The 25672-nt window shown below is 58.9% G+C and carries 26 protein-coding genes, 1 tRNA gene and 4 pseudogenes; 19 read left to right on the top strand and 12 right to left on the bottom strand.

Going from position 1 to position 25672, the window contains the following annotated elements; translation table 11 throughout:
- The first annotated feature begins 113 nt into the window (after window positions 1-113).
- From NVV72_01450 to dxs, 7 genes and pseudogenes are all read left to right on the top strand, one after another.
- Window positions 114-1784 (top strand): DUF5597 domain-containing protein, encoded by a 1671-nt coding sequence (locus NVV72_01450; protein MCR6658053.1) that lies wholly within the window; start codon window positions 114-116, stop codon window positions 1782-1784.
- Between the two features lie 189 nt (window positions 1785-1973).
- Complete coding sequence (locus tag NVV72_01445) at window positions 1974-4847, top strand: DUF5110 domain-containing protein (GenBank protein MCR6658052.1); 2874 nt, start codon at window positions 1974-1976, stop codon at window positions 4845-4847.
- A gap of 168 nt (window positions 4848-5015) precedes the next feature.
- Window positions 5016-6248, top strand: a complete 1233-nt coding sequence (locus tag NVV72_01440; GenBank protein MCR6658051.1) for a cyclopropane-fatty-acyl-phospholipid synthase family protein — start codon at window positions 5016-5018, stop codon at window positions 6246-6248.
- 132 nt (window positions 6249-6380) lie between these two features.
- Window positions 6381-6998 carry a histidine phosphatase family protein gene (locus NVV72_01435; GenBank protein ID MCR6658050.1) on the top strand — a complete coding sequence of 206 codons (618 nt, stop codon included), beginning with the start codon at window positions 6381-6383 and terminating at the stop codon, window positions 6996-6998.
- A complete protein-coding gene (locus tag NVV72_01430; GenBank protein MCR6658049.1) occupies window positions 6995-7231 on the top strand; it encodes an exodeoxyribonuclease VII small subunit in 237 nt (78 codons plus the stop codon). Before NVV72_01435 ends, NVV72_01430 begins: the two co-directional genes overlap by 4 nt.
- 3 nt (window positions 7232-7234) lie before the next feature.
- Window positions 7235-8146 carry a polyprenyl synthetase family protein gene (locus tag NVV72_01425; GenBank protein MCR6658048.1) on the top strand — a complete coding sequence of 304 codons (912 nt, stop codon included), beginning with the start codon at window positions 7235-7237 and terminating at the stop codon, window positions 8144-8146.
- A 106-nt stretch (window positions 8147-8252) separates the two neighbouring features.
- Window positions 8253-10170, top strand: a pseudogene (gene dxs, locus NVV72_01420) (1-deoxy-D-xylulose-5-phosphate synthase).
- A 21-nt stretch (window positions 10171-10191) separates the two neighbouring features.
- Here the strand turns inward: dxs and NVV72_01415 are convergent.
- From NVV72_01415 to NVV72_01395, 5 genes are all read right to left on the bottom strand, one after another.
- Window positions 10192-10596 carry a hypothetical protein gene (locus tag NVV72_01415; GenBank protein ID MCR6658047.1) on the bottom strand — a complete coding sequence of 135 codons (405 nt, stop codon included), beginning with the start codon at window positions 10594-10596 and terminating at the stop codon, window positions 10192-10194.
- A gap of 50 nt (window positions 10597-10646) precedes the next feature.
- Window positions 10647-11051, bottom strand: coding sequence for an RcnB family protein (locus NVV72_01410; protein ID MCR6658046.1), 405 nt, complete (start codon window positions 11049-11051; stop codon window positions 10647-10649).
- Between the two features lie 95 nt (window positions 11052-11146).
- Complete coding sequence (locus tag NVV72_01405) at window positions 11147-11683, bottom strand: DUF1285 domain-containing protein (protein MCR6658045.1); 537 nt, start codon at window positions 11681-11683, stop codon at window positions 11147-11149.
- On the bottom strand, window positions 11683-12231 hold the full coding sequence (locus tag NVV72_01400) for an alpha/beta hydrolase (GenBank protein ID MCR6658044.1): 549 nt from the start codon (window positions 12229-12231) through the stop codon (window positions 11683-11685). The genes NVV72_01405 and NVV72_01400 overlap by 1 nt, the downstream gene beginning before the upstream one ends.
- A complete protein-coding gene (locus NVV72_01395; GenBank protein MCR6658043.1) occupies window positions 12131-12754 on the bottom strand; it encodes an alpha/beta hydrolase in 624 nt (207 codons plus the stop codon). Before NVV72_01395 ends, NVV72_01400 begins: the two co-directional genes overlap by 101 nt.
- Before the next feature lie 370 nt (window positions 12755-13124).
- Between NVV72_01395 and NVV72_01390 the strand changes: the two genes are divergently transcribed.
- Entirely contained in the window at window positions 13125-13328 is a 204-nt protein-coding gene (locus NVV72_01390; protein ID MCR6658042.1) for a cold-shock protein, read from the top strand.
- 86 nt (window positions 13329-13414) lie between these two features.
- On the opposite strand, the pseudogene gluQRS reads toward NVV72_01390, so the two are convergent.
- A pseudogene (gene gluQRS / locus NVV72_01385) lies at window positions 13415-14213 on the bottom strand (tRNA glutamyl-Q(34) synthetase GluQRS).
- A 181-nt stretch (window positions 14214-14394) separates the two neighbouring features.
- Between gluQRS and NVV72_01380 the strand changes: the two are divergent.
- The 3 genes and pseudogenes from NVV72_01380 (at window position 14395) to NVV72_01370 (ending at window position 16576) form a co-directional block, all read left to right on the top strand.
- Window positions 14395-14956: pseudogene (locus NVV72_01380) on the top strand (HNH endonuclease).
- Window positions 14957-15109: 153 nt separating this feature from the next.
- A complete protein-coding gene (locus tag NVV72_01375) occupies window positions 15110-15331 on the top strand; it encodes a hypothetical protein (GenBank protein MCR6658041.1) in 222 nt (73 codons plus the stop codon).
- A 3-nt stretch (window positions 15332-15334) separates the two neighbouring features.
- Window positions 15335-16576, top strand: coding sequence for a hypothetical protein (locus tag NVV72_01370; GenBank protein MCR6658040.1), 1242 nt, complete (start codon window positions 15335-15337; stop codon window positions 16574-16576).
- Here the strand turns inward: NVV72_01370 and NVV72_01365 are convergent.
- The 5 genes from NVV72_01365 to NVV72_01345 are packed head-to-tail and all read right to left on the bottom strand — an operon-like array spanning window position 16548 to window position 19603.
- A complete protein-coding gene (locus tag NVV72_01365; GenBank protein ID MCR6658039.1) occupies window positions 16548-17819 on the bottom strand; it encodes a divalent metal cation transporter in 1272 nt (423 codons plus the stop codon). The two genes, NVV72_01370 and NVV72_01365, sit on opposite strands and share 29 nt — an antisense overlap.
- A gap of 51 nt (window positions 17820-17870) precedes the next feature.
- On the bottom strand, window positions 17871-18437 hold the full coding sequence (locus NVV72_01360; protein MCR6658038.1) for a demethoxyubiquinone hydroxylase family protein: 567 nt from the start codon (window positions 18435-18437) through the stop codon (window positions 17871-17873).
- A 10-nt stretch (window positions 18438-18447) separates the two neighbouring features.
- A complete protein-coding gene (locus tag NVV72_01355) occupies window positions 18448-18750 on the bottom strand; it encodes a disulfide bond formation protein B (GenBank protein MCR6658037.1) in 303 nt (100 codons plus the stop codon).
- Window positions 18668-19009 carry a disulfide bond formation protein B gene (locus tag NVV72_01350; GenBank protein MCR6658036.1) on the bottom strand — a complete coding sequence of 114 codons (342 nt, stop codon included), beginning with the start codon at window positions 19007-19009 and terminating at the stop codon, window positions 18668-18670. Before NVV72_01350 ends, NVV72_01355 begins: the two co-directional genes overlap by 83 nt.
- Before the next feature lie 12 nt (window positions 19010-19021).
- Window positions 19022-19603, bottom strand: a complete 582-nt coding sequence (locus NVV72_01345) for a DedA family protein (GenBank protein MCR6658035.1) — start codon at window positions 19601-19603, stop codon at window positions 19022-19024.
- A 267-nt stretch (window positions 19604-19870) separates the two neighbouring features.
- Between NVV72_01345 and NVV72_01340 the strand changes: the two genes are divergently transcribed.
- The 7 genes and pseudogenes from NVV72_01340 to NVV72_01310 all read left to right on the top strand — a co-directional run bounded on the left by NVV72_01340 (window position 19871) and on the right by NVV72_01310 (window position 24014).
- Complete coding sequence (locus NVV72_01340; protein MCR6658034.1) at window positions 19871-20299, top strand: MarR family transcriptional regulator; 429 nt, start codon at window positions 19871-19873, stop codon at window positions 20297-20299.
- A 95-nt stretch (window positions 20300-20394) separates the two neighbouring features.
- Entirely contained in the window at window positions 20395-21129 is a 735-nt protein-coding gene (locus NVV72_01335) for a hypothetical protein (GenBank protein ID MCR6658033.1), read from the top strand.
- Window positions 21130-21131: 2 nt separating this feature from the next.
- Complete coding sequence (locus tag NVV72_01330; protein ID MCR6658032.1) at window positions 21132-21818, top strand: hypothetical protein; 687 nt, start codon at window positions 21132-21134, stop codon at window positions 21816-21818.
- Window positions 21815-21970, top strand: coding sequence for a hypothetical protein (locus NVV72_01325; protein ID MCR6658031.1), 156 nt, complete (start codon window positions 21815-21817; stop codon window positions 21968-21970). The genes NVV72_01330 and NVV72_01325 overlap by 4 nt, the downstream gene beginning before the upstream one ends.
- 64 nt (window positions 21971-22034) lie before the next feature.
- Window positions 22035-22119: transfer RNA gene (locus NVV72_01320), tRNA-Leu, on the top strand.
- Window positions 22120-22466: 347 nt separating this feature from the next.
- Window positions 22467-23726, top strand: a complete 1260-nt coding sequence (locus NVV72_01315) for a site-specific integrase (protein ID MCR6658030.1) — start codon at window positions 22467-22469, stop codon at window positions 23724-23726.
- A 144-nt stretch (window positions 23727-23870) separates the two neighbouring features.
- Window positions 23871-24014: pseudogene (locus NVV72_01310) on the top strand (Arm DNA-binding domain-containing protein).
- 649 nt (window positions 24015-24663) lie between these two features.
- Here NVV72_01310 and NVV72_01305 read toward each other — a convergent pair.
- Window positions 24664-25347, bottom strand: coding sequence for an NAD-dependent deacylase (locus NVV72_01305; protein ID MCR6658029.1), 684 nt, complete (start codon window positions 25345-25347; stop codon window positions 24664-24666).
- Window positions 25348-25483: 136 nt separating this feature from the next.
- On the opposite strand from NVV72_01305, the gene NVV72_01300 reads away from it, so the two are divergent.
- Window positions 25484-25669: a hypothetical protein gene (locus NVV72_01300; GenBank protein MCR6658028.1), complete on the top strand. Its 186-nt coding sequence runs from the start codon at window positions 25484-25486 to the stop codon at window positions 25667-25669.
- Window positions 25670-25672 lie beyond the last annotated feature (3 nt).

Below are 25672 nucleotides of genomic sequence, written 5' to 3'. Positions count from 1 at the left end.
CTTGCCGAAAGGACGGCCAATATTGTACGACATATTTTATATGTGAGCGCCGACTTTGCATGTAAAACTTTGCGAAAATAAGCAGGGCGGCAATTTTGTGGGAGCGGATACCTTTGGAAAAGACAGTCAAGACCTTTGCGTCGCAACAACTACTGTTAGCGCTATCAGCGAGTGTGCTGGCTGTGGCCGGAGCGGCCTCGGCGCAGGCGACGGTGCCCATTCCTGAACTGGTGCAGAAGAATGGCAAATATGCGCTGATGGTCGATGGCGCGCCGTTCCTGGTGCTGGGTGGTCAGGCCAATAATTCCAGCAATTATGAAGCCACCCTGCCGAAGGTCTGGCCGGCGATAAAGGACATGCACGCCAATACGCTGACCATGCCGGTGGCCTGGGAGCAGATCGAGCCGGTGGAAGGAAAGTTCGACTTCAGCTTCGTCGACACCTTGGTCAAGCAGGCGCGTGAGAACAATGTCCGCCTGGTGATCCTGTGGTTCGCCACCTGGAAGAACACTGGCCCCTCCTACGCGCCGACGTGGGTCAAGACCGACAATAAGCGCTTCCCGCGCCTGACCAACAAGGACGGCACCACCTCCTATGCCCTGTCGCCGCTTTACGACACGACGCGCGAGGCCGATAAAAAAGCCTATGTCGAACTGGTGAAGCACCTCAAGGCGATCGATGGCGACCAGCACACAGTCATCATGCTTCAACCGGAGAACGAAACCGGTGTCTATGGCGCGGCACGCGACTATTCAAAAAAGGCCGATGCCCTGATGGCGAAACCGGTGCCTGCGGCGCTATTGAAAAAGTACAACAAGAAGCCCGGCGACTGGAACACTGTGTTCGGCAAGGATGCCGACGAATATTTCCATGCCTGGTCGATCGCCACCTATATCGACGATATCGTGGCGGCTGGCGACGCCGTCTATCCGCTGCCGACCTATGTTAATGCGGCGCTGAAAGACCCGCTCAATCCCGATCAGCCGGCCGGTTCCTATGCGTCCGGCGGCCCGGTCTACAGCGTGATCGATGTCTGGAAGGCGGCGGCCCCGCATATCGAGCTGCTGGCACCTGACCTTTATACACCGACTTCGGCCAGCTATGAAAAAACGCTGGAGCTATACGCCCGACCCGACAACGCCCTCTACGTCGCTGAAAGCGGCAATTCGCCGGTCTATGCCCGCTATATTTTCTCGGTTCTGGGGCGGCAGGGCATCGGATTCGATCCGTTTGGATTCGATTATACCGGCTATTCCAACCATCCGCTGGGGACGACCAAAACCGATATCGAAATGGTCAGGCCCTTCGCCACGGTTTACAAGCTGTTCGCAGGCATGGACCGCGAATGGGCGAAGCTGAGCTTTGAAAATCAGGTATGGGGCGTCTCGGAACCGGATGATCATTCGGATCAGGTGCTCGATCTGGGCGCGAAATGGCACGCCACGGTCAGTTACCGCGAGTGGCAGTTCGGTCTGCGCAAATGGGATCCGGAGAATAAGAACGGTTATCCGGAAGGGTCTGATGTGCCGAGCGGCGGGGTCGTTGTGGCGAAACTGAACGACAATGAGTTTTTGGTGGCGGGATTAAACGCGCGCATTACCTTCGGCGCCGGCAAGGAAAACGCCAAAAAAGGCATGTTGCTCGATCGTGTCGAGGAAGGCCACTTTGAAGGTGGCAAGTGGGTCTTCGAACGCGTGTGGAACGGTGACCAGACCGATTATGGCCTGAACTTCACTGGCCAGCCCGTGATATTGAAGGTTCGGTTGGCGACCTACGAGCAGTAAGTAAAGGAAGATACCCCACCACCACGCCATGAAGAATGGCGCGGTCCCCCTCCCCATCAAAGATGGGGAGGTACAAGGAAATAGAACCTCCCCGGCTATGCAGGGGAGGGGGACCGCACGAAGGCGCGTAGCGACTGAGATGTGGTGCTGGGGTTTCTTGCTTCCAAACAACAATAAGGGAGAGTTGAGATGAAAGCAGCGAAGATTTGGGCCTCGGTATCAGCCATCGCCCTCGTTATGTCGGCGGGCGCGGCCCTGGCCGGTTCCTATGAAAAGACGGCCACAGGCATCCTGGTGAAGCCCGATACGGGCACCGCGAAAGAGGTTCGCCTGGAGGTGATGAGCGACTCGATCATCCATGTGCTGGCGACGGATGATCCGGCGCGCCAGCAGATGCCGTCGCTGATGACCGTGGCAACGCCGGGAGGCGACTTCACTGTCTCCGAAACGAAAAAGGACGTGACCCTCAAGGCGGCCAAGGCTTCGGCCGTGGTCTCGCTCGAAACCGGTCTGGTTACCTTCTATGATGCCGACGGCAGGCGCGTCCTGACCGAGACGGCCGCCGCCATAACGCCGATGACTGTCGAAGGCCAGCCTTACGTCGCCACCCATGCCCAGTTCAATCGCGGTACGACCGAGGGGCTCTATGGCCTGGGGCAGCACCAGAACGCCCAGATGGACATGAATGGCGAGGATGTGCTGCTCTCCCAGCATAATATGGACGTGGCCGTGCCGTTCGTCATGTCGGACCAGAATTACGGCATCCTGTGGGACAACAACTCGATCACCCGCTGGGGCAACCCAACGCCCTATGCCTTGTTCAGCCGCGACCTGAAACTGGCCACTGATGACGGCAAGCCCGGCCTGACCGCGAAATACTATGTCGATGGCAAGCTGGTCCTGACCCGCAATGAGAGCGATATCAAATATCAGTATCTCAGCGATGTCGCCGCCAACTGGCCGAGCGATCCGGCGCTCTCCAAAGAAGCGACCGCCGGCAAGAAGGTGCTGGTCGTCTGGGATGGCACCATGACCTCGGATATTTCCGGCGTCCATAAAATGCAGATGTACTCGTCGGACTATGCCGACCTGACCATCGACGGCAAGAAAATCCTCAGCGTCTGGCGCCAGGGCTGGAACCCCTGGTATCATAATTTCGAGCAGAGCTTCACCCAGGGCAAGCCGGTGAAATTCCATCTCGAATGGCAGCCTTCGGGCGGCATGATCGCCATCACCCACAACAATCCACAATCCAACGCCGACCAGCATTCGCTGCAATTCACCTCGGAAGCCGGCACCGGCCTCAACTACTACTTCATCGCTTCGGACAGCATGGATGGCGTCATCGGCGGTTACCGCCACCTGACCGGCCAGGCGCCTCTGATGCCGAAATGGGCCTATGGCTTCTGGCAGTCGCGTCAGCGTTACGAGACGCAGGATCAGTTGCTCAGCGTACTCAAGACCTACCGCGACATGCAGATCCCGATCGACAACATGGTGCAGGACTGGTTCTACTGGCCCGAGGACCAGTGGGGCTCGCATACCTTCGATCCGGTCCGCTTCCCCGATCCGCAGAAGATGGTCGACGAGGTGCATAAAGAACATGCCCACATCATGATCTCGATCTGGGGCAAGTTCTACGCCAATACCGACAACTACAAAGCCTTTGAAAAGAAAGGTTATATGTGGACGAAGAATGTCGAGGAAGGCCAGCGCGACTGGGTAGGCAAGGGCTATCTCAACAGCCACTACTCGCCCTATAATCAGGACGCGCGCGATATGTATTACAAGCAGCTTCATGACACCCTGGTCGTGAAGGGCTTCGACGCATGGTGGATGGACAATACCGAGCCGGACGTGCGCTCTAATACCTCGCCGGCCGAATTCGCCGCCCTGATCACCCCGACCCAGATGGGGCCGGGCGCTATTGTCCATAACCCTTACGCCCTGATGAACACCAAGGCGATGTATGATGGCCTGAAGAAGGACCAGCCGGATACCCGCCAGTTCATCCTGACCCGTTCTGGCTTCGCCGGCGTACAGCGCAATGCCGCTGCCGTCTGGTCGGGCGATACGGTCGGCCGCTGGAACAATCTCTATGACCAGATCGCCGCCGGTGTGAACTTCTCCATGTCCGGCATCCCCAACTGGACGCACGATATCGGCGGCTATGCCCAGGAAACGCGCTTCCAGGGCACGGATGTCGGCGGGTTGCAGGAAAACCGCAGCGCCGGCGGCACCGGCACAGCGGAAGACCTGAAGGAATGGCGCGAGCTGAACCAGCGCTGGTTCCAGTTCGGCGCCTTCTCGCCGCTGTTCCGATCGCACGGCGAAGGCGTGAAGCGTGAAATCTTCATCATCGCGCCGGAAGGCTCCGAGATGCGTGAAAACATGATCTGGTACGACAAGCTGCGCTACCGCCTCATGCCCTACATCTACGCCACGGCCTCAGATACATATCATAACTCCGGCACCATCATGCGCGGCCTGGTGATGGATTTCCGTGACCCGAAGGTCAAGGATATCAAGGATGAATACCTGTTCGGCCATGCCTTCCTGGTGGCGCCGGTATCGGAATACAAGGCCACGTCGCGCAGTGTCTACCTGCCGGCGGGCACCGACTGGTATGACTTTTATACCGGTGAACGCCAGACAGGCGGCCAGACCATCACGGCCAATGCACCGCTGAGCCAGATGCCGCTTTACGTCAAGGCGGGGTCGGTGGTGCCGATGGGACCGGTGACGCAGTATGTCGACGAAAAGCCGGACGCGCCGCTGACCTTTACCGTCTATACCGGCGCCGATGGCACCTTCAGCCTCTATGAGGATGACGGAGTCACAAATGGTTATACGCGCGGCGAGTTCAGCCGTATCCCGCTGAGCTATAACGACAAGACCGGCGAACTGACCATTGGTGCGCGCACCGGCAGCTATAAGGGCATGATCGCCGACCGGACCTTCCGCGTGCGCTTCATCACGCCGGGCGCCTCGACCAGTGGAAACCTGGACGCCTTCGATAAGGAAGTGGCCTATTCCGGCGCGGCGGTGACGGTACGAAAGTAACCGCCCTAAACTCTTCGTGAAAAGGCCCGGTCATCATGCCGGGCCTTTTTGCGTTCGGCCCGTTTTCTGTTAATCTGTCCACATCTGAATTGTGCTGCCGGACAGGTCTGCCCGGCATGGCGTACCGTATAAGAGGTTGAACCGCTTCTGAGGAAAGGCCATTCATTCATGACCACCGCCATCGACCAGGATTTGCCAGTCTTAAAAGACCAGCCGTTCGCCGTGCGCAAGGGCGTTGAAACCCTGCGCAAGGTATGGACGTTCGGCCAGATGGATGTCGTCTTTCCGGACGGCCGGTCCATGCGGCTTGAAGGGCCTGAACCGGGGCCAGCGGCCACCCTGCTGGTCAAGGACTTCAATTTCATGAAGCGGGTCATGGCGTCCGGCGATATCGGTTTCTGCGATGGCTACCGCGAAGGGGAGTGGGATACGCCCGATTTGGCCACCCTGCTGACCGTACTCAGCCTGAACAGCGAGAAACTGGGCCAGCTTTTCACGGGTAATATTGTGGTGCGGACATTCAACAATATCGTCCACGCCCTGCGCAAAAACACCAAGAAAGGCAGCCGCAGGAATATTTTCGACCACTATGATCTCGGCAACAATTTCTACGATCAGTGGCTCGATCAGTCGATGACCTATTCGTCGGCCCTGTTCGAAGGTGAGCGCTTCCGCGAGCACAAGGATCTCGGCGCCGCGCAGACGGCCAAATATGCCAAGCTGGCGAAGATGGTCGATTTGAAGCCTGGCCAGCATGTGCTGGAAATCGGCTGTGGCTGGGGCGGCTTCGCGCAATATGCTGCCGAGACCATCGGCGCGCGGGTCACCGGCGTCACAATATCACAGGCGCAAGCTGACTACGCGATCGAGCGCATGAAGCGGCTGGGGCTGGAGGACCGGGTCGAGATCGTGATGATGGACTACCGCGATATCAAGGGCCAGTTCGACGCGGTGGTGTCGATCGAGATGTTCGAGGCGGTCGGTGAAAGCTACTGGGGCACCTATTTCACCAAGCTGCATGATGTGCTGAAAAAGGGCGGCAAGGCGGGGCTCCAGATCATCACTATCGCTGACGAAATGTTCGAGGACTACAAGTCACGCGCGGATTTCATCCAGAAATATGTCTTCCCCGGCGGCATGTTGCCCTCGGCGCAGAAGCTGCTGGAACAGACGCAGGCCGCGGGTCTGAAAGCGGTGTCCTCCTTCAAGTTCGGCGGGGATTATGCCGAGACCCTCAGGCAGTGGGGACAGCGTTTCGAGGATGCGTGGAAAGAAGGGCGGATCAAGGGGTTTGACGCCCATTTCCGCAAGCTGTGGCTGTTTTACCTGGCCTATTGCGAGGCCGGCTTCCGCACCCAGCGGACCAATGTCGTGCATCTGGAGTTACAGCGGGCGGATTAAGCGCGGCACTTGAGCGGAAAAAATGCCTTGCCGGGCCTCCGCAAGGACGTTACCAACAGCCTCTATTCAATAGCCAGCGGCGAATCTCATTGTGAGTTGCGTCGGTTCGGGGGTCTGTTGCGCGACACGAATATGATCGAACAGGGAACATCCGCTGCCGTGAAGGCCGGCGCGATCACCCTTGTACGCCACGGCGAACCGGCCCTGTCGCGCCGCGTCAAGCTGGACTGGCGGGGCTATGTCGAGTGGTGGGCCAGATACGACCAGGCCGGCCTTCTGGAAGGTCAGACGCCGCCGCCGATTCTGCACAAGTTCGCCCGCGAAGCCCGTTACATCTTTTCCTCGACCCTGCCGCGCTCGATCGAAACGGCCGAGGCGGTTTGTGATGGCAAGGGCTTTACGTCGCTTGAGGCGCTGATCGAGGCGCCCCTGCCGCCGCCGCATCTGCCATCCTTTATCAGGCTGACACCCAATTCTTACGCCTGGGGTTTCCTGGCGCGGATTTGCTGGTGGTATCTCAATATCCACGGCGATGTCGAAGGCCGCGAAGTGGCCAAGGTCCGTGCCCGCAAGGTGGCCGAGTTCCTGTATGACAAGGCCCGCGATGGCGGGGACGTGCTGGTTCTGGCCCACGGTTTCTTCAATCTGATGGTGAGCATTGAACTGAAGAAAATGGGTTATAGAAAAACCCTGGAGGAGGGGTTTAAGTATTGGGGGTGCCGCCGCTACGAACTAAGGACACGCAAATGACCGAAACTGTTGAGCTTTCCTTTGAAGACGCCCTGAAGCAACTGGAAAAGATCGTTTCCGAACTGGAATCCGGAAGCGCGCCGCTCGAAAAAGCGCTGGCGCTTTATCAGGAAGGCGCGCGTCTTAAGCAACTTTGCGAGGAGCGCCTCGAAGCGGCACGTTTGCAGGTCGAGAAGATTTCCCTGAACAAGTCCGGCGCCGTTGAAGGCGTCGCGCCGGCTGAGTTTGGTTAGGCCATGACTCCCATCGCCGCCAATTCCGACCTGCCGCCCCTGCAGGCCCGCATGGCCGAAACGGCCGATCTGGTGACGATGGCACTGGATGAACTTCTGCCGCGCGGCGAGGGCGCCGAGATGCGCCTGACCGAGGCCATGCGCTATGCCGCCCTGGGTCCGGGCAAGCGCCTGCGGCCTTTCTTCGCCCTGGAAGCCGGTCGTCTGTTCGATGCTGACGAAAATGCCGTACTGCGTGCCGCCTGCGCACTGGAGTGCATCCACGCCTACAGCCTGGTCCATGACGACCTGCCGTGCATGGATGATGATGATATCCGCCGTGGCCGCCTGACCGTTCACCGCGCCTATGACGAGGCGACGGCGGTTCTGGCTGGCGACGCGTTGCAAAGCGTGGCCTTTGAAATCCTGTCGCATGAAGATACCCACGAAGACCCGCAGGTCCGCGTCGAACTGATCCGGATGCTGGCCATCGCGTCGGGGGCACAGGGTATGGCCGGCGGCCAGATGATCGACCTGATCGGTGTGCCCGATGATCTCGGCGGCGTAGCGCGGATGCAGCGCCTGAAAACGGGTGCTTTGATCGTCTATGCCTTCCAGATACCGCTGATCATCGCCGATGCCTCGGAAAAGGAAGGCGTGGCCCTGACCCATTTCGCGCAGGACCTGGGCCTGGCCTACCAGATTGCCGACGATGTGCTCGATGTCGAGGGCGATCCGGAAGAAATGGGCAAGGCGTCGGGCGGTAAGGACGCCGCTATGGGCAAGACCAATTTCGTCACCTTGCTGGGCCTGGAAGAGGCGAAGAGCCGGGTGCAAATACTGGCTGATCAGGCGAAATCACGGCTGGAAATCTTCGGCGGGAAAGCCCGTTACCTGCGCGATAGTGTTGACTTTGTACTCAACCGGCGCAACTGAGCCAATTCTTCTGTCAGGCTGCAAAACCAATGGCTATTTTGTTGCAATGCGCTTAAGACAGATTTGTATTACGCCGAAATTGCAAAAGATACCGGTTTGCGTTTAGATGCCTGAAACCCCCATCCTCGACAGCCTGACCAATCCCGAAACCATTCGAGACCTGACCGCGCCCCAGGTGAAGGCGCTGGCGGATGAGGTGCGCAGCGAGACCATCGACGTGGTGTCGAAGATCGGCGGCCATCTGGGCTCTTCGCTGGGCGTGGTTGAACTGACGGTAGCCCTGCATCATGTGTTTGAGACGCCGCGCGATATTCTGATCTGGGATGTCGGCCATCAGTGTTATCCGCACAAGATCCTGACCGGCCGGCGCGACCGTATCCGCTCCTTGCGCCAGGCCGGAGGGCTGTCCGGCTTCACGAAGCGCTCCGAAAGCGTCTATGATCCGTTCGGCGCCGCCCATGCCGCCACCTCGATTTCCGCCGCCCTGGGATTTTGTGCCGCGCGCGACCAGAAAGGCGGGGACAACAACGTCATCGCCGTGATCGGGGATGGTTCCATGTCGGCCGGCATGGCCTATGAGGCGATGAACAATGCCGCCGAGACGACCAGGCACCTGACGGTCATCCTCAACGATAACGACATGTCGATCGCGCCTCCGGTGGGCGGGATGAGCGCCTATCTGGCTAATCTGGTTTCCGGCGGGGCCTATCAGTCCCTGCGCCGCTGGGGCAAGAGCGTGGCCGAGCGCCTGCCGCGTCCGCTGTTCGAGATGGTGCGCAAGTCGGAAGAATTTTCGCGTACCTGGTTCACCGGCGGCACCTTCTTCGAGGAACTGGGCTTCTACTATGTCGGGCCGATCGATGGCCACGACATGGAAAACCTGCTGGCCGTGTTGAAGCGCGTCAAGGAGATCAAGGACCGCCCGGTGCTGGTCCATGTGGTGACGCAAAAGGGTAAGGGCTATGAACCGGCCGAAACCGCGCCCGACAAGTATCATGGCGTCGCCAAGTTCGATGTCATTACCGGGGAGCAATCCAAGCCCAAGGCCAATGCGCCGAGCTATACCGATGTTTTCGCTTCCGAACTGATCAAGCAGGCGCGCGATGATGACCGCATCGTCGCCATCACCGCCGCCATGCCTTCCGGCACCGGCCTGGACCGTTTCGCCGAGGTTTTCCCGGCGCGCACCTATGATGTCGGCATCGCTGAACAGCACGCCGTCACCTTCGCGGCCGGCCTGGCGGCGGACGGCATGAAGCCCTTCTGCACCATCTATTCGACCTTCCTGCAGCGCGGCTATGACCAGGTGGCGCACGATGTCAGCCTGCAAAACCTGCCGGTGCGTTTCGCGCTGGATCGCGCCGGGCTGGTGGGAGCGGATGGCGCCACCCATGCCGGTTCCTTCGATATCGGCTATCTCGGTGCCCTGCCGAACATGATGATCATGGCGGCGGCCGATGAAGCCGAACTGGCGGCGATGATCGCCACGGCCGCGGCCTATGATGACGGTCCGTCCGCGTTCCGCTATCCGCGCGGTGAGGCCACAGGCATTGCCATTCCCGAACGGGCCGCACCTCTGGCGATCGGCAAGGGGCGAATCCTGCGCGAAGGCAGCAAGGTCGCTATCCTGTCCCCTGGGCACACGCCTAGGCGATGCGCTGAAGGCGGCCGACATGCTGGCGGCGAGAGGACTTTCGACCACCGTCGCCGATGCCCGTTTCGCCAAGCCGATCGACAAGGATCTGGTATTGCAACTGGCGAAAAACCATGAATGCCTGATCACGGTGGAAGAGGGGGCGGTCGGAGGCTTCGGCGCCTTTGTCCTGCATTATCTCGCTGGCGAAGGCGCATTGGATGCCGGCCTGAAAATCCGCACCCTGACCCTGCCGGATACCTATCAGGATCAGGCGTCGCAGGCCGAGCAATATGCCGAGGCCGGGCTTGACGCGGCGGGTATAACCCTTACGGCGCTCCAGGCGCTGGGTCTGGATGATGCTGCGGCGGTGAAGATGATCAAAAGGTAATCGAGCCTGAAGGTTGAACCTTTATGGTTTTGAAGTTTTAGTAAGCTCAATCAAATCCTTGAAGGCCTCCTGCTTAAATCTTCGCGCTGCTTTACCGCGATTTCCGATAGCTTCTTGCTGATTTGCAATGTGTTCGCCCAGCGGAATGTCTGGGCTTTTGGTCCATGCGTTGGCGATCCGGTTTATATCCTGGCGGATCGTGCTTTCCAGCACATCGACATCTTCTTCGTTTAAATTCTGAACCTGGCCCAAGGCTTGACCGACTTTGCGGCGATCGTCGCGATTTTCCATCGCTTTGCGCAAAGGTATCCATTTGCGCGACGCCTTGTCATTTTCGCCGTAATTATTGCGGCGGTCCTTAAGAAGACTTAGCCGCTTTTTTTCCTGTGGCGTTTTCTGAACTGGGGGATGACCTTTCTTGCTCATTCCCAAGCATAACAAAAAACGGCGCCCCTTGCGAGGCGCCGTTTCGGTTTTTAATAGCCGCCGATGATCACCGAGGCGATCAGGCCGGTGGCCACGGCCGCCAGCACGTAGTTGTCATCTACCCGGCGCCATTCATAGCCATAGGGCGGACGGCGGAGGTGGTGACGGCGGTAATCGACATAATAGCCGCGATGCCAGTCATTGTAAGAGACATAGCCGCCGCGGCGCCAGTCTGAACGGTCGCGCCAGCCGCGATGATAGCCGCGATCGTAACCGCGATAATAACGGCGGTTGTCGTAGCGATCGTGCCGGTCATGACGATCGTAGTGGCGATCATAGCCGCGTTCGTAGCCACGATCGTGACCGCGATGCCCCGGATCGGCCGAAGCCGTGCCGGCAATGGCAAATGTACCGGCCATTACGGCCAGAGCCGTGGAAATTATAAATCGTTTCATGGCGATTTTCCTCATTCTATCGCCCCCATGAAATTAATTTAGCGGGTTCAGCCTGAACCCAGAATGAATATGTCAGTCATGTAATAATGGGCCGATTACAAATGGTTGGCAGGGACGACAGGAAAGAATAAGGCGCCGGAACTGACTCCGAACCATGGCGCATTCATGTGCTCACGGATATCGCCCAGGGCGGCAATCTCCTGCGCCAGACTGCGTGACAGACGCGCCTCCAGGTCGTCGCGGACACATATATAGGGCCTGAAACCATCGCCATCGGACTCGAAACGCAAGGGGTGATCGGCATCGGCCGTCACCCGGTCATCGACATTGGTGCGGAAGGTCAGAAGGCCGTTGTCGGCTGCCATCTCCACGGCGATGAAGGGCACGTCCTCGACCGTAATCCCGACCTTTTCAACCGGCGTAACCAGATAATAGGCGTCACCTTCGCGGCGCAATATGCCGGCAAACAGTTTGACCATGGCCGGCCGGGTGATGGGGGTGCCGTTATGTAGCCAGGTTCCATCATGGCTGATGCGCATGTCGATATTGCCGCAAAAGGGCGGATTCCATTTCGAGACCGGCGGCAACGGGCCTTGCGCCTCCGCATGGGCATAGAGATGCGCCAGCTCCATCAGGCGGCATCCTGTGCGCGCCGTGCCTCGACATTGCGCAGCATATCGACCCAGTTTTCGGCGATGTTCCTGATCGCCGACCGGGCTTCATCGACCACGCCCGCAAACAGGTCGAAACCGAGCGGCAGGGCGTCATAACGGCGGTAGGTGACAGGCGTACCTGCGGCGGTCAGACTCTTTGCAAAGGCTTCGCCCTGGCTGGCCAGGGGATCGAGGCCGGCGGATACAATCAAGGTTTTCGGCAGCCTGCCGGGTAGTTTTTCCAGTGCCGGAGAGAGGCGAGGATCGGTCAGGCTCGTGCCGGCGCCGGCATAGTGGCTGATCAGGATATCCAGGTCGTCCGCATTTATCGGCCACAGGCCGATTGCGGCATCCGCCTTGATGGCCGGATCGGCCAGATCGACCAGCGGGGTCACCAGCAATTGCCCGGCGGGCAGGGGACTGTTTTCAAGCCTGAGGTCGAGGCTGATCCGCGCCGCCGTGCTGGCGCCGATTAAGGCCCCGCCCAGCGCCACCTGTCCGGAGAGAGCGCCCAGTGCGCACCGCATTGGCCACTGCCCAGTCATAGGCCGCGCGGGCATCTTCCAGCGCCGCCGGGAACCGGTTGAGCGGTGCCAAGCGGTATTCGGGCAGGAAAACGGGACAATGCGCTTCGTGTGCCATCAGGGCGGCGAACGCCCGGCTGAGGTTCGGCCCGCCGATCACGCCGCCGCCCTGATGGAAGAAGACCAGCAGCGGCGCGTCTTCGGAAATATGCGCTGGCCGGATCAGCAGTCCGCCGATCTCGCCCTCAACGGTTTCATACCGGACACGGATGTCGTCCGGCAGACCGAACAGGTCGATGGTCTCCTGCCATTCCGCCCGGACACTCTCCAGGCTCTTGCCGGCAAGCGACAGGCGCGTGCGTCCGGCCGGAGTGGTGAACAGGCCGCGCCACAGGAACTGGATCTGCGCATCCAGTGTGCGTCCCTGGCGATAAACGACGCCACTCCCGGCGAGAAAACGCAGCACGGCCGCCGGCAGGGTCAGGTAGCGCTTCAGCAGCCAGGTATTCATATCGGAGGCGCGCATAGACCCTCGGGGAGCGGTATTGCAGACGGATGACGTGGGATGCCACCGGCTTTGATTTATCATCTTTCACGCCCGGATCGCAGCGGGTAGTGATAAAAAATCCGCCAAACCGGGATATTTTTGTCAATTTTCCGGTAAAATGCGTGAGAGACACCCCAAATACGGCGTGTTTTTGTTTGACCGTTTTTAAAACCTGCGTCTTAATATCCCCACAATCCGTTAGTCTGGCTGCCTATGCTAAAGGGATTTGAAGAGTTTCGGCATCCGCCGCAGTCTTTGGTCTCGCCCGCTGCTACCGAGATACACGATTGTCTTGTGAGGGGTAAGAGCCTCACGCCTCGTAACAGCTTGAGACCCAAGGAGAGCATTGATGGCTGAAGGTACGGTGAAGTGGTTCAATACCACTAAGGGTTATGGTTTTATCCAGCCTGCTGAAGGCGGCAACGACGTCTTCGTTCATATTTCGGCTGTGCAGCGCGCCGGCCTGCAGGGCCTGGCCGATGGCCAGAAGGTGTCGTACGAACTGCAAAACGAACGCGGCAAGACCGCTGCCGTTGATATCCAGCTTCTGTAAGAACCGGCAGCTTCTGTAAGAAGCCTGAATCTTATCTGAGATAGAAAAGCGCAGATGGCGTCAGGCCGTCTGCGCTTTTTTGTACCTCAAGCCCTGGCGGATGCGGCGATCAGGGCCCGGATATCGGCGGGTGTCAGGCCTTCATTGCGGTAATCGCGCAGGGATTTCGAGCCCTTGCGCTTGGCGAGGCGGCGGCCCTGATCATCGAGCAGCAGGGCGTGGTGGTGATAGTGCGGCGTTGGCAGGTCGAGCAGGGCCTGCAGCAGAACCTGCGTATGCGTGGCATCGTAAAGGTCGCGGCCGCGGATGATGTGCGTGATCCCCTGCCGCGCGTCATCGATCACCACGGCGAGGTGGTACGCCACGCCGATATCCTTGCGGCCCAGGATAACGTCGCCATTGATGGCCGGATCGGCCTTTTGGCGTTCGCCTTTTTCGGAAAAAAGATAAAGCCTCGTAACGCGTGCCGAGATAGTCGCGTGCCGCTTCCAGCGATAACCGCCAGGCGGGATTGGCGGGGGTGGTCTGTGGCGCCGTCTCATCGGCCTGAGGGGCGCTTAAGGCCGCTTCGGCCTCGCCCTTGCATGTACGGGCATCGGCATAGAGCAGACCCTGGTCTCTCAGCTTTTCCAGCGCCGCCTGGTAATCGGCCAAATGCTCGCTCTGGCGTAGGACCGGTTTTTCCCACTCAATGCCCAGCCAGGCCAGGTCTTCATAGATCGCCGCCTCGAAGTGCGGGCGGCTGCGCGTATGGTCGATATCCTCAATGCGCAGGATGAATTCGCCCCCAGCGGCCCGCGCCGCCTCAAAGGCCGTGAGTGCGCTGAAAGCATGGCCGAGATGCAGGTAGCCGGTCGGTGAGGGCGCGAAGCGGGTGCGGTACATGCCTGCTATATAGGCTCTCGCCGCAAAAAATTCATAAAAATTTGCCGTTTCCTTTTGCGGGAATCGGGCTCAGAGTATGCGTACAGCCTGATTTATGACTGCCTGCTTTTTCATGAGGAGGATACGTCTTCAAACAGTTCGCTACCTGTACCGTGCTTCATGCGGCCTGTTGGAGGTCGACATGCAGATTCTAAAAAGCCCGCCGTCGGACTGGCGCGCGCTCGTGCTCAATGCCGATTTCCGACCTCTGTCCTATTATCCGCTGTCGACCAAGCCCTGGCAGGATGTGGTAAAGGCCGTTTTTGAAGACCGTGTCGATGTAGTCTCGACCTATGACATCGAGATTCACTCCCCCCTCGATCAAGATGCGCCTGCCGAGCGTGGTGGCCCTCAAGACCTATATCGACCAGAACCGTCCGCCCGCCTTCACGCGTTATAATGTCTTCCTGCGCGATGAGTTTTCGTGCCAGTATTGCGGCATTGACGAAGACCTGACCTTCGACCATGTGGTGCCAGTCAGCCAGGGCGGGAAATCGAGCTGGACCAATATCCTGACGGCCTGCGCCCCGTGCAACTTGCGCAAGGGGGGAAAAACTCCCCAGCAGGCACGCATGATGCCGGCAAAAAATCCACACCGGCCGACAATGTATCAGTTGCAGGAACTGGGGCGGCGTTTTCCCCCTAACTATCTTCATGAAAGTTGGATAGACTACCTGTATTGGGATACGCTACTGGAGGGCTGAGCTTCCGGCGTACCGGAGGAATACCGGCTTGGGCGTGGCATAGGATATGTCGTCTGAAACACCATTACCCGTGCGTTTCGTCATTGATGAACGCCGTTTTGGCCTTGTGTCGTTTCCGCGGCCCAGGGGCGGAGCCGCATTCCCCTCGAACCCTTGCAGGGCGCACTGGAAGCCACGCTCGGTGTGCGTTTCGAGATCAAACGCGAGCGCCTGTTTGGCCCCAAGGTACTGAGCTTTATGTATATGGGCGAGCGTGTGAAGATCCGCCTGCTGGAAACCGGTGACGCCCAGATTGACCTGGCGACGGTCGATGACGATGTGCGGGAAATCATTCTGGAGCACCTGCGCCAAAGTCACGATTTCGAGGCGCACTGACGCATGGACGCACTTTCGGTCTTGCGGCGCCTGACCGTTTCCAGGCCGCTTCTGCTGCTGTTCATGCTGTTCTGCGCCTGGCCGGTGGTGGCCGGCATGTATCACATGATCACCCATCACGCCTGGATGATGATGGATATCGACGCCGTGCTGTGCGGCGCGCGCACCCTGGCGGCCGGCCATTCGCCCTATGCCATCCATCCGCCGACCTGTGCCGGCGTCCGGCCCGCGGCTTACGTCTACGCGCCGCAGGTCGCTTATCTGTTCATGCCATTCGTCGAGCATTTCGGCATCAGTGGCGCGCGCACCCTGTTTCAGTGGGTATTACTTTATCCGGCCACCCTTTTCCTGCTGTGGTTTGCCCTGATCCGGCCGTTCGCCAATATCGATATCCGCTGGCGCTGGCTGGCCTTTTCCGGCCTGACCGCCATGACCTTCCTGTGCGCCAACGTCGGGATCGTCATGCACGCGCTGGTGCTGGCCAGCCTCTTGCTGTTCCGGCGCAAGGACACGGCACAGGCGGATATGAGCCAGCCGGATTTCTTCCTGGCGCGCCTGCCGTTTACTGTGGCGGTGCTCCTGTGTTCCTGCGTCAAGCCAACCTTCCTGGCCTATTTCGTTATCTTCCTGTTTGATGACGTGGCTTTGTGGCGGCGCGGATTCGCCTTTATCTGGCGTGCTGTGGCGGGCATCGGCGTCAACCATCTGATGGTGATTACCGATGGTCATTTCGGCAAGGCCTGGCAGCGGACCCTGCATTCCGTCACCCTGGCGCGGCAGCCCGGCATGGGCTGGTTCGAGCTGACCAATCTGGTCTTCCATGTGCCGGGCAAGTCCAACCTGAACTGGCAACTGGCGCTGGGCTTCATGATCGTCATGGGACTTGCGGGTATGGCGATCGCGCAATGGGGCAGGCTTGAGGAAGATGAGCGCCTGCTGTTCGGCATGGGGCTGGTGCCGCTGATGATCCCGCGTATCCTCGATTACGACATGATCCTGATCGCCCCCTATGCCGCGCTGCTGATGGCGGTGGCCTATCGTATCGGCGGCGATGTCTTCAGGTTCCTGTTGTCGTGGCTATTTGTCGGCTGGATGGTCTGGGGCGTGTTCAGCTTTATCTTCGATGTCGATTTCTGGCACCGCACCTCAATGGCCATGCTGCTCTTCGGCTGCCTGACGGTGATCGTGGCCGGGCGTGTCGCCGTATCCGGGCTAACTACGCAAAGAACTGAAAATACAACATAAAGCCGGCCGCGGCGGTCATCAGCAGGAAGGCCAGTCCGCCGAAGATATTCGACCAGACGCCGTTGGTATATTCCCCCATGACGGCCTTGTTGTTCGAGATATGCAGGACAATGGCGATGATGACCGGCGAGGTCAGGCCATAGAGAATGGCCGACCAGATCAGGGCCTGGATCGGGCTGATGCCGATATAGTTGATCCCCAGCCCGACCAGCAGGGACACGATAATCACGCCATAAAAGGCCGGGGCTTCGTGCAGGCGCTTGTCCAGCCCCTCCTGCCAGCCGAAGGTCTCCGAAATGATATAGGACAACGACCCGCTCAAAACCGGAATGGCCAGGAAGCCGGTGCCGATGATGCCGATGGCGAACAGATAATAGGCGCCGGCGCCGGCGATAGGTTCCAAGGCTTTCGCCGCCTCTTCCACTGTGTCTATTTCGTGGATGCCGGCATTGAACAGGACGGTGCCGGTGGTCAGGATGATGAAATACATGACGATATTGGAGAACAGCATCCCCATATCGACATCGAACCCGACCTCCTGGATATAGCGCTTGTCCACCACGACATGCCGGTGTTTGACTGTCTCAACCTCCATGGTGGTCTGCCAGAAGAAGAGGTAGGGCGAGATGGTGGTGCCGAGAATGGCGACCAGCACGCTGATATAGTCTTTGTTGAACTGGATGGCGGGGATGAAGGTATGCCGCACTACGCCCGGCCAGTCGGTTTTTACCAGGAAGGGCACGACGAGGTAGACCAGCAGTATGGCGCACAGCCATTTCAGTACCGCAGCCATGCGGGCATAGGGCAGGACGATGATGGCGGCCAGCAGCAGGCCGGTGAAAACGACACTGAAAATGAGCGGACTCACGGCCGGAAAGATCAGGTTGGCGACGGCGCCCATGCCGGCGATATCGGCGCCGATATTAAGAACGATGGCGGGAAAGCTGAACAGCACCATCAGCCACAGGACGGGGGCGGGATAGTTTTTGCGCAGGATGCCGGTCAAGCCCTGCGTCGTCACCACGCCGATGCGGGCACACATTTCCTGAACCGCCGCCATCAGCGGAAAGGTGATCAGGGCTGTCCAGAGGGTAGTAAGGCCATATTGCGCCCCGGCCTGGGAGTAGGTGGCGATGCCGGAGGGATCATCGTCACTGGCACCGGTGATGAGACCGGGACCGAGGAGGTTCCACAAGGTTTTCAGACCTTTTGGCTTTTCCTTTTGGATATCCGTATCCGGCATGAGGGCTCCGCATGTCTGTAACAGGCTGCGAACACGAGCGTGCCGGTCCGCCTATATTTTTTCGCTGATCTTGATGGCGATCCGGCATCCGGTTTTGATAAGGGCTGAGAGCAGTGGGTAAGCGGTGGCTTCGCGTGCGCCCTGGTCGACGGCACGATCGTGATGGCCGATTTCATCCTGGCGGAACTGGGTCAGGCGCTGCGCCAGCGCCGGATCAGAGGTTTCCAGCTCGGCGATCTGCTCGGCATAGTGATCGGCGATCACGTCTTCCACGGCTTCGGTACAGGCATGGGCCGCCTTTTCACCCAGCAGGGCCGTGCCGACACCCAGGCCCAGCGCGGCCATGCGCCAGATAGGGGTCATGGCCGTGGGGCGGACCTGTCTCTCGCGCAGCAGGCGCTCGAAAGCGTCGAGGTGAACCTGTTCCTCGCCCTGCATATGGCTGAACTGTTCGCTCAAGGCCCGTTTCGGCGTATCGGCAAAGACCAGGCTCTGGCCCTTGTAGATATGTATGGCCGCCAGTTCGCCGGCATGATCAACCCGCAGGATTTCCTCCAGCCGGCGGCGCGGGGCGCCATGGCCTGGGCGGGGCGGGACGGGTTTGGCGGTCGAAATCATGGGCGTGAACTCAATAGGGCCGGCTGGAGCGGTACTTTGCCTTGAAACGCAGCGAGGCCAGCAGGCTCAGGCCGGCCAGGACAACGGATACGATGGCATTATAACCGGCCATCGACAGGCCGAACATGCGCCATTGCGCCACATCGCACATCGGGGCACTTGATGACGCGCCCGCCAAGAAGGCGGCCATCTGGTCGAGGCTGATTTCGGCGCCGGAGGCGGTGCAGCTTTCAGGGCCGCGCCACCATTTCAGTTCGACGCCGGCATGGAAGAAAGCCAGAGCCGCGCCGGTCAGGAAGATGGCGAACAGCACGAACGAAAAAGACGCGCGGTGGCCCTTTGGCGCCGGTAAAAAGGGCCCAGACACTCGCCACCAGCGAAACGCCAACCGCGATCCAGTAGATGTCGCGCTGTTTCAGGCACAGATGGCAGGGGGCAAGATGGCCGAACAACTGGAAGGACCAGGCGGTCGCCAGCATGACCAGGGAAATGACCAGGGCGGTGATGCTCCACCAGCGGCCGAAGGCCAGCATGAACTTCTTGGCGAACCTGTTTGATTTGTGCGCGGTCATGAAGATTTGGATCTAATGAGGAATAAATTTGACAGCGAGTATGCCGGCCACCAGCAGCCCGACAACAATGGTGCCGACCAGATAGAAGCGCTTCTCCATCAGTTCGGTGATTTCAGGTCCGAAACGCTTTACCAGGGCAGCGACCGCGAAGAAACGCAAGGATCGGGTCAGGGCCGAAGCGATAAAGAACCACACGAGGCTGAATTGTGCAAGGCCGGCGGCGATGGTCACCAGCTTGTAGGGAATGGGCGTCAGCCCCTTCATGAAGATGACGCCGACGCCCCATTTGGCGAACCAGGCGTGGAACTCTTCCAGGCCTTGCGGATGGCCGAAGAGGGCCAGAATCCAGTGGCCGATGGGCTGGGCGTAATAACCGATGGCGTAGCCCAGGAAACCGCCCACAACGGAAGCGACCGAACAGATGAAGGCGGTGCGCCAGGCGCGTTCCGGCTTGGCCAGCACCATGGGTATCAGCATGGCATCGGGCGGGATGGGGAAGAAGGAGGCTTCGGCGAAGGAGACGACGGCGAGGACTTTTTCGGCGTGTTGGGTGCCGGCCAGTTTCAGCAGCCAGTTATAGAGACGACGCAGCACGGAGGCTCCTTGGATTGGGTCAGGCAGACTGCCTTATCAGGTGTTCCGCGCCTTGTCGCCTGCGTGACGCACGACAGACGCAAAAAAGCGCGGTCACGTCGCGTAAAAACGACATTTTCCGTGTGCGGAAGGCCCTGGCATTAGGTTAATTAGACAATCCCTTAACAATAACTCATTTGTAATTGGTCTTGCCGCAAGGCACATAGTAGTTTCCCTACGAAGGATTCGTATTAATGTCTCAAGATCTCGCTGCCTCTCGACGAATACATGCCCTATCGCCTGGCTGTGGCCTCCAGCGCCGTCAGTGCTCTGATCTCGACGGCATATGAGAGTCTCTACGGTCTCAAGATTCCGGAATGGCGCCTGATTTTCATTCTGCGCGAAGATGGTCCCACCACGCAGCAGGCGCTGGTCAAGCGCGCCGGCATGGACAAGGTGACCATTTCGCGCGCCGCCCAGGCCCTGGCCAAGCGCCGCCTGATCACCCGCGCGCCCCACGAACATGATGGCCGGTCGCACCACCTGATCCTGACGGCCGAAGGCGAGCGCCTCTATGCCGATGTCGCTCCGGCCGCAGCCGAATATGAGCGCATCATGCTGGCAGGTTTCACGCCGGAGGAAGTGGTGCAATTCAAGAAACTGCTGCGCCGTGTCGAGGAAGCGGCGCTGAAGGCGCATAACGGCGCCGAAGGCTGATCGCTTCGCAAATTAGGCGTTGTGGACTCGCATCCCCTTTGGCAATCTGTTAACCTTCCGGGGTGAAGGCAGGCGCGTGAAAGGGAGGGTTCATAATGCACGGAAATTACGACGCTCCCGATGGGCCGGATCCCGTTGCCCCGCCCAATGATTTTCCGTCCGATCCCGTTTTCTATCATGATGCCCCTCTTCTGGCCCTGCTGGTCTGGGGCGTCGTCATGGCGCTCGTCGTCTGGGGCGTATATCGCATTGTCCGCCGCAACCAGTGGGAAAGCTTCTTCGCCCACGTCAAAACCGTGAAACTGGTTGAGACGGCTTCGCGTCTGGCCCAGGCCAGGGCCTATGAAACCCCCGGCACGCTCAGCCCGGACGTGATCGGTCTGGTCAATGCCATCAGCGGTGAAACGCGCCGCTGCGGCAAGGAAATCCGTAACGAATACAGCAAGCTTGAAAAGGCGCTGAGCGGGGTGAAGGAAGTCGATGCACCGGCCGGTTATGGCATAGGCGGCATAGGCGAAAATTCCGGTACCATCATCAATATCGCCGTCAGTAACAGCCCGAACGGCCAACCGGTGGCCGATGCCGTGCAGACGGGCGTCCATAACGGGCAGCCGGTCGCCCAGATCGGTGCGCCTTTCGCCCAGCCGCCGGCGCCGCCGCTCAGTCACCAGGCGCGGATATACAAGGCCCTGAACGGTCTGCACGAGGAATGGAAAAGCACGCGCTCCATGGCCGGCCTGATTGAGGATGCGCGCATACAGCTTATCGATACCCCCGTCTGGACGCCGCCCCTGTTGCCGCGTGTCGGCGAGCCTGGGGTTCGGGGGTAGACATGGCGCTTTTCTTCCTTGATTCGGATTTCAACGGCCCGTTCAATGACGCGCCCCCCGATCCCTATTATGCCGATGTCGGCGTAAGCTATTTCGATCCGTTCCTGTTTTATGTCTTTCTGGCGCTGATGGTGACGGTGGTCATCGCGGTCGCCATCGGCGCCTATATCGGCCGGCGCCAGGCGGCCATGCGGCTTGACGAGGCCAAGCGCCGTTCGGTCGATCATATCTATGACAGCATCCGCTATCGGCTGAATCAGGCGCTTGAGGCGCGGGGACTGGCGATCATCGAACGCGCGGCCCTGGTGCGCGATGAGGTGCATAACCGTCTCGGCCATATCATGGCCCTGGTCGACAAGCCCGGCAAGAGCCTGGCCGAGCTCGAAAAGGCCCTGCCGCCGCCGGAGCCGCCGAAGCCGGAAAAGCCAAAGCCCAACAAGGTCAAGATCGCCATGTCGGCCGAGGAGCAGATGATTGCGGTATGGGAAAGCCTCAATGCCTTCCGGGTGTTCTGGAGTAACGAGGACTATGTGAAGAGCCTGATCCGCGCCGCCCAGGACGAACTGGCGCGGACGGATTCCCGGCCTATGTCCGCCAGTTGGAAGCCCAGTACCTGCCGTCCCCCGAACTGGTGCGCTGGCGCCCGGCCTGGCCTCTGGCGCGCAAGAAGGGCGCGGAGGCGGTGGTGACCGAGGCGCTGAAGGATGCCGATAAGGCGGGCGCGGCGCCTGTTGTTGCGGCCACGCCCGAACCCCAGCCTGAGCCCGATCCGACGCCGCCCCCGGCGCCAAAACCGGACCTTCGGAAACTGCCGGCGCACAAGCGCAATATGCTGGCATAAAAACGCTTGGTTTGGCTCTTGCACGGGCGATGAAAAGCCTTTATCAACCCGCTTCCTTCCCTGCGCCCCTGTGGTGGAATTGGTAGACGCGCCGGATTCAAAATCCGGTACCGAGAGGTGTGTCGGTTCGAGTCCGACCGGGGGCACCAAATCTTCAAAAAATCGCAAAAACTCCATACAATACAGTCCATTAAACGCCTGTAGCGTAAGCGTTCGTGCTGACTGTGCCATCAGTTTGTGCCATTTTCCGCATTCGAAATTGCCGTTTTCCACAATGAAAACAGATAGTTGCGTTGAAACTATCTGTGCCATCACTTTGTGCCATCACGGGGAACCCAATCCTCGTATCGATGCTCCTCAAAAGGGTGGTCAACGATCCTCTAAACGACGGGATGCGAAGGCTCGTCAGTCATCTGATTCAGCGTCGAAAAGGATGGTTGGCGCGCTCTCTCTTCGTGGACGACGAGGCTATATCGTCCGAGGCAGAACGATCTATGTGAAATGGTCCATCCCCAGACCACTACAAGCCATCGTGGGAAAGACGCACTTCGTCAGATCGTTGGGGACCGGCAGAGTTGATGAGGCTGTCCGGCAAGCCCGCGTAGTGGGTGTCGAATTTGAACAATGGCTTAGACAGGCTGAGGGACATCCTCCCCAACCCATCGTCATCAACCCTGCGCCACAGGCATTAACGCAGGATAAGGGTAAGACCTTCGAAGAGGTGTTCACGCTCTTCATCAATGATCCGGCAAAGAAACGGACACCCAAGACCGTCTGCAGGTATCATGAAATAGTCAGCGTCCTTTTCGACATCGTTGGCAAGGATACGGCCGTAAAGGACATCGACAGGGATACGTGCAGAAAGCTTCTGGACACGCTGCGCTGGCTACCAGCTAATGCTCGTAAGAGCTATCCAAACCTTTCAGCAAAGGCCGCAGCAAAGATGGCCAAGGCCGAAGGCACGCCGGACCTCCTCGGCCCCGTGTCGGTGAATGGCTACATGATTGTGATGTCAACAATCATGACCTACGCGCTTAACGAAGGGCTGATTGATCGCAACCATACCCGTGGTTTGCGCGTCAATGATCCCGTCAAGAAACGCGATAAGCGTCATCCCTACACAATTGCACATCTGAATGCGATCTTCCGGGGAAAGGTGCATCAGGACACATCGATGGCCAACAGAATGACCGCAAAGTGGTTCGTGCCGCTGATTGCGCTATTCTCCGGAATGAGGCTCAACGAGATTTGCTCTCTGGAACCGCAGGACATCGTTGAGGTAGATGGCGTTCCGTGCTTCTCCGTCAGTGACGGCGCTGATAAGCACTTGAAAACAGAAGCCAGCCGAAGGTTGATCCCCATTCACCAAGCCCTTTTGAAGATGGGCTTGCTTAGGGTGGCCAACATCCGACAAAGAGACGGTTCAAAAAAGCTGTTCCCAGAACTGGCCCGGTCCAAGAACGGGCATTATTCGGTCGAGTTCTCGAAGTGGTATGGCCGCTACAGCCGTCCCCTGATCAACGAACGAAGCAATTATAGGCTGTTTGTGTTTCATTCTTACCGCCATTGCTTCCGCGATGCCCTGCGCGACGCAAAAATCGATGAGCAGCTTGCCGTGGCTCTTGGGGGCTGGGCTTCTGCCAGTAAACATGAGGTGCATCAGCATTATGGCCGTGGCCATAACGCACAACATCTAAAGGAAGCCATCGACCTGATTTCGTATCACAGCCTGAACTTAGATCATCTGATGATGTAGCGCGGTGATAGATGCTGGGCCTTCCATTCGCGAGCCTTCGCATCCCGTCGTTTAGAGGATCGTTGACCACCCTTTTGAGGAGCATGGATACGAGGATTGGGTTCCCCGTGATGGCACAAATCAGCCCCTGAATTGGTGGTACACATGGCCTTGACCGACACGGCAATTCGCAACGCCAAACCAAAGGACAAGCCTTATAAGCTCTCCGATGATGGTGGGTTGTTCGTTCTGGTCGCGGTATCGGGCAGCAAGCTTTGGCGTCTGAAGTATCGTTATGACGGCAAGGAAAATGCATAGATTTAATCCAAAACTGTGGATGAAAGGGTTTTTGACCCCTTAGAATAAATCAACACATGTGGGCAACTGGTGTCCAATATTATCCAAAATATTGATTTGATGATTACATTTGATCTTTTTAAAGGATGACCAAAACGGCAAAGCAGAAGATTTGGGTTCATGCAACCACGAAAGGATTCGCATGTCTACCCAAGTTGATAAAATCGCGTATCACATTGATGAAGCATGTAAGAGCTGCGGTTTAAGCCAGTCATTCATTTGTGAAAATTTAAAGGACCGTTCTTTGAAGTCGGTAACCCGCGAGAACTGATCAATGGCTTCTAAATGCGCCGCAGTCAGCTGCGCCGGGATAAAAACTCACCGCACCTAGACTGTGGATGAAATATTCCGCGCGCTGGGTGCGGCCCCCATAACCATAAGGCGCTGGCTTAGGGCCGGCTTGCCCAATGTCAATGACCAAAAGCCCGTCCTGATCGCTGGCGCGCACCTCATTGAATTTCTGGACAATCGCAAAGCTCCCCGGCCAGCATTGCCGGCCGCATGAATGCTACTGCGTCAAATGCGAGGCGCCCCGCGTTCCGGCCGAACGCATGGCTGAATATGTGCCCCTGTCCATCACCGCTGGCAATCTGCGCGGCCTTTATTGTAGCGACAGAAATCGCCTTGCATAGTCCGGCACTACCTGCGTGGCTGGCCCCAAAATCTTTTCATCGAACAGGCTGTGGCCGAGCGACGGTTCGAGATTGAGCTCAACCGTATGGGCGCCGGCGTGCTTGGCCGCCGAGACGAAGCCGGCCGCCGGATAGACATTGCCGGAGGTGCCGATGGAAATAAACAGGTCGCAGGCATCCAGTGCGCGTTCGATACGATCCATCTCCAGAGGCATTTCGCCAAACCAGACGATATGTGGGCGCAGATCCGACTCGACGGGGATATCGGTATGCCAGTCCTGCACCACGCCGGTAATGACGTGGCGCGCTTTCAGTAGTTCGCCGTGCATGTGCAGCGGCGGGGCGGCACCGGTCGCCGCGTGGGCGCGATCATGCAGGTCATCGACATTCTGCGTCACCACCAGCACCTCATGGGCCGGATGCGCCGCCAGCCGGGCCAGGGCATGGTGGGCGGCATTGGGCTGGACCTCGGCCAGTTGCCGGCGGCGTTGGTTATAGAAATCCTGCACCAGGGCTGGATTGGCGGCAAAGCCTTCCGGCGTCGCCACGGCCTCGACCCGGTGGCCGCACCACAGGCCATCCGAGGCCCGGAAGGTCGGCACGCCTGATTCCGCTGAAATGCCCGCACCGGTAAGAATGACGATCCTGCTCATGCCACAGGTTAGATATCGCCCCGCGGCCAAGTCAAATTCTATTTAAAAAGAGAACCTAATGGAGATTTTATACGACTGATGTCCCTGATGAACGCATCGCTTTGGCCATCATGCCGCCCGATTCAGGGAGAGAGAAATGGAAGGCCGTGCTGAATTCGATCGTGAACAGGCCCTGGCCGATTATCTCGGCTTCCTGCTGCGCCAGTACAGGGCGGGGCTTATCGATCCTGATGACTATTACGCACGGCTGCTGCTTGTGCTTGATGCGTGGGACAATCACGCGATCAATTTGCAGGCCCTGATCGCTTTCAAGGCATCGTGAAAC

The sequence above is a fragment of the Asticcacaulis sp. genome (assembly GCA_024707255.1).
Taxonomy (GTDB): domain Bacteria; phylum Pseudomonadota; class Alphaproteobacteria; order Caulobacterales; family Caulobacteraceae; genus Asticcacaulis.
The sequence above is the reverse complement of the archived record's forward strand: the minus strand, read 5'-3'. Positions and strand labels throughout refer to the sequence as shown.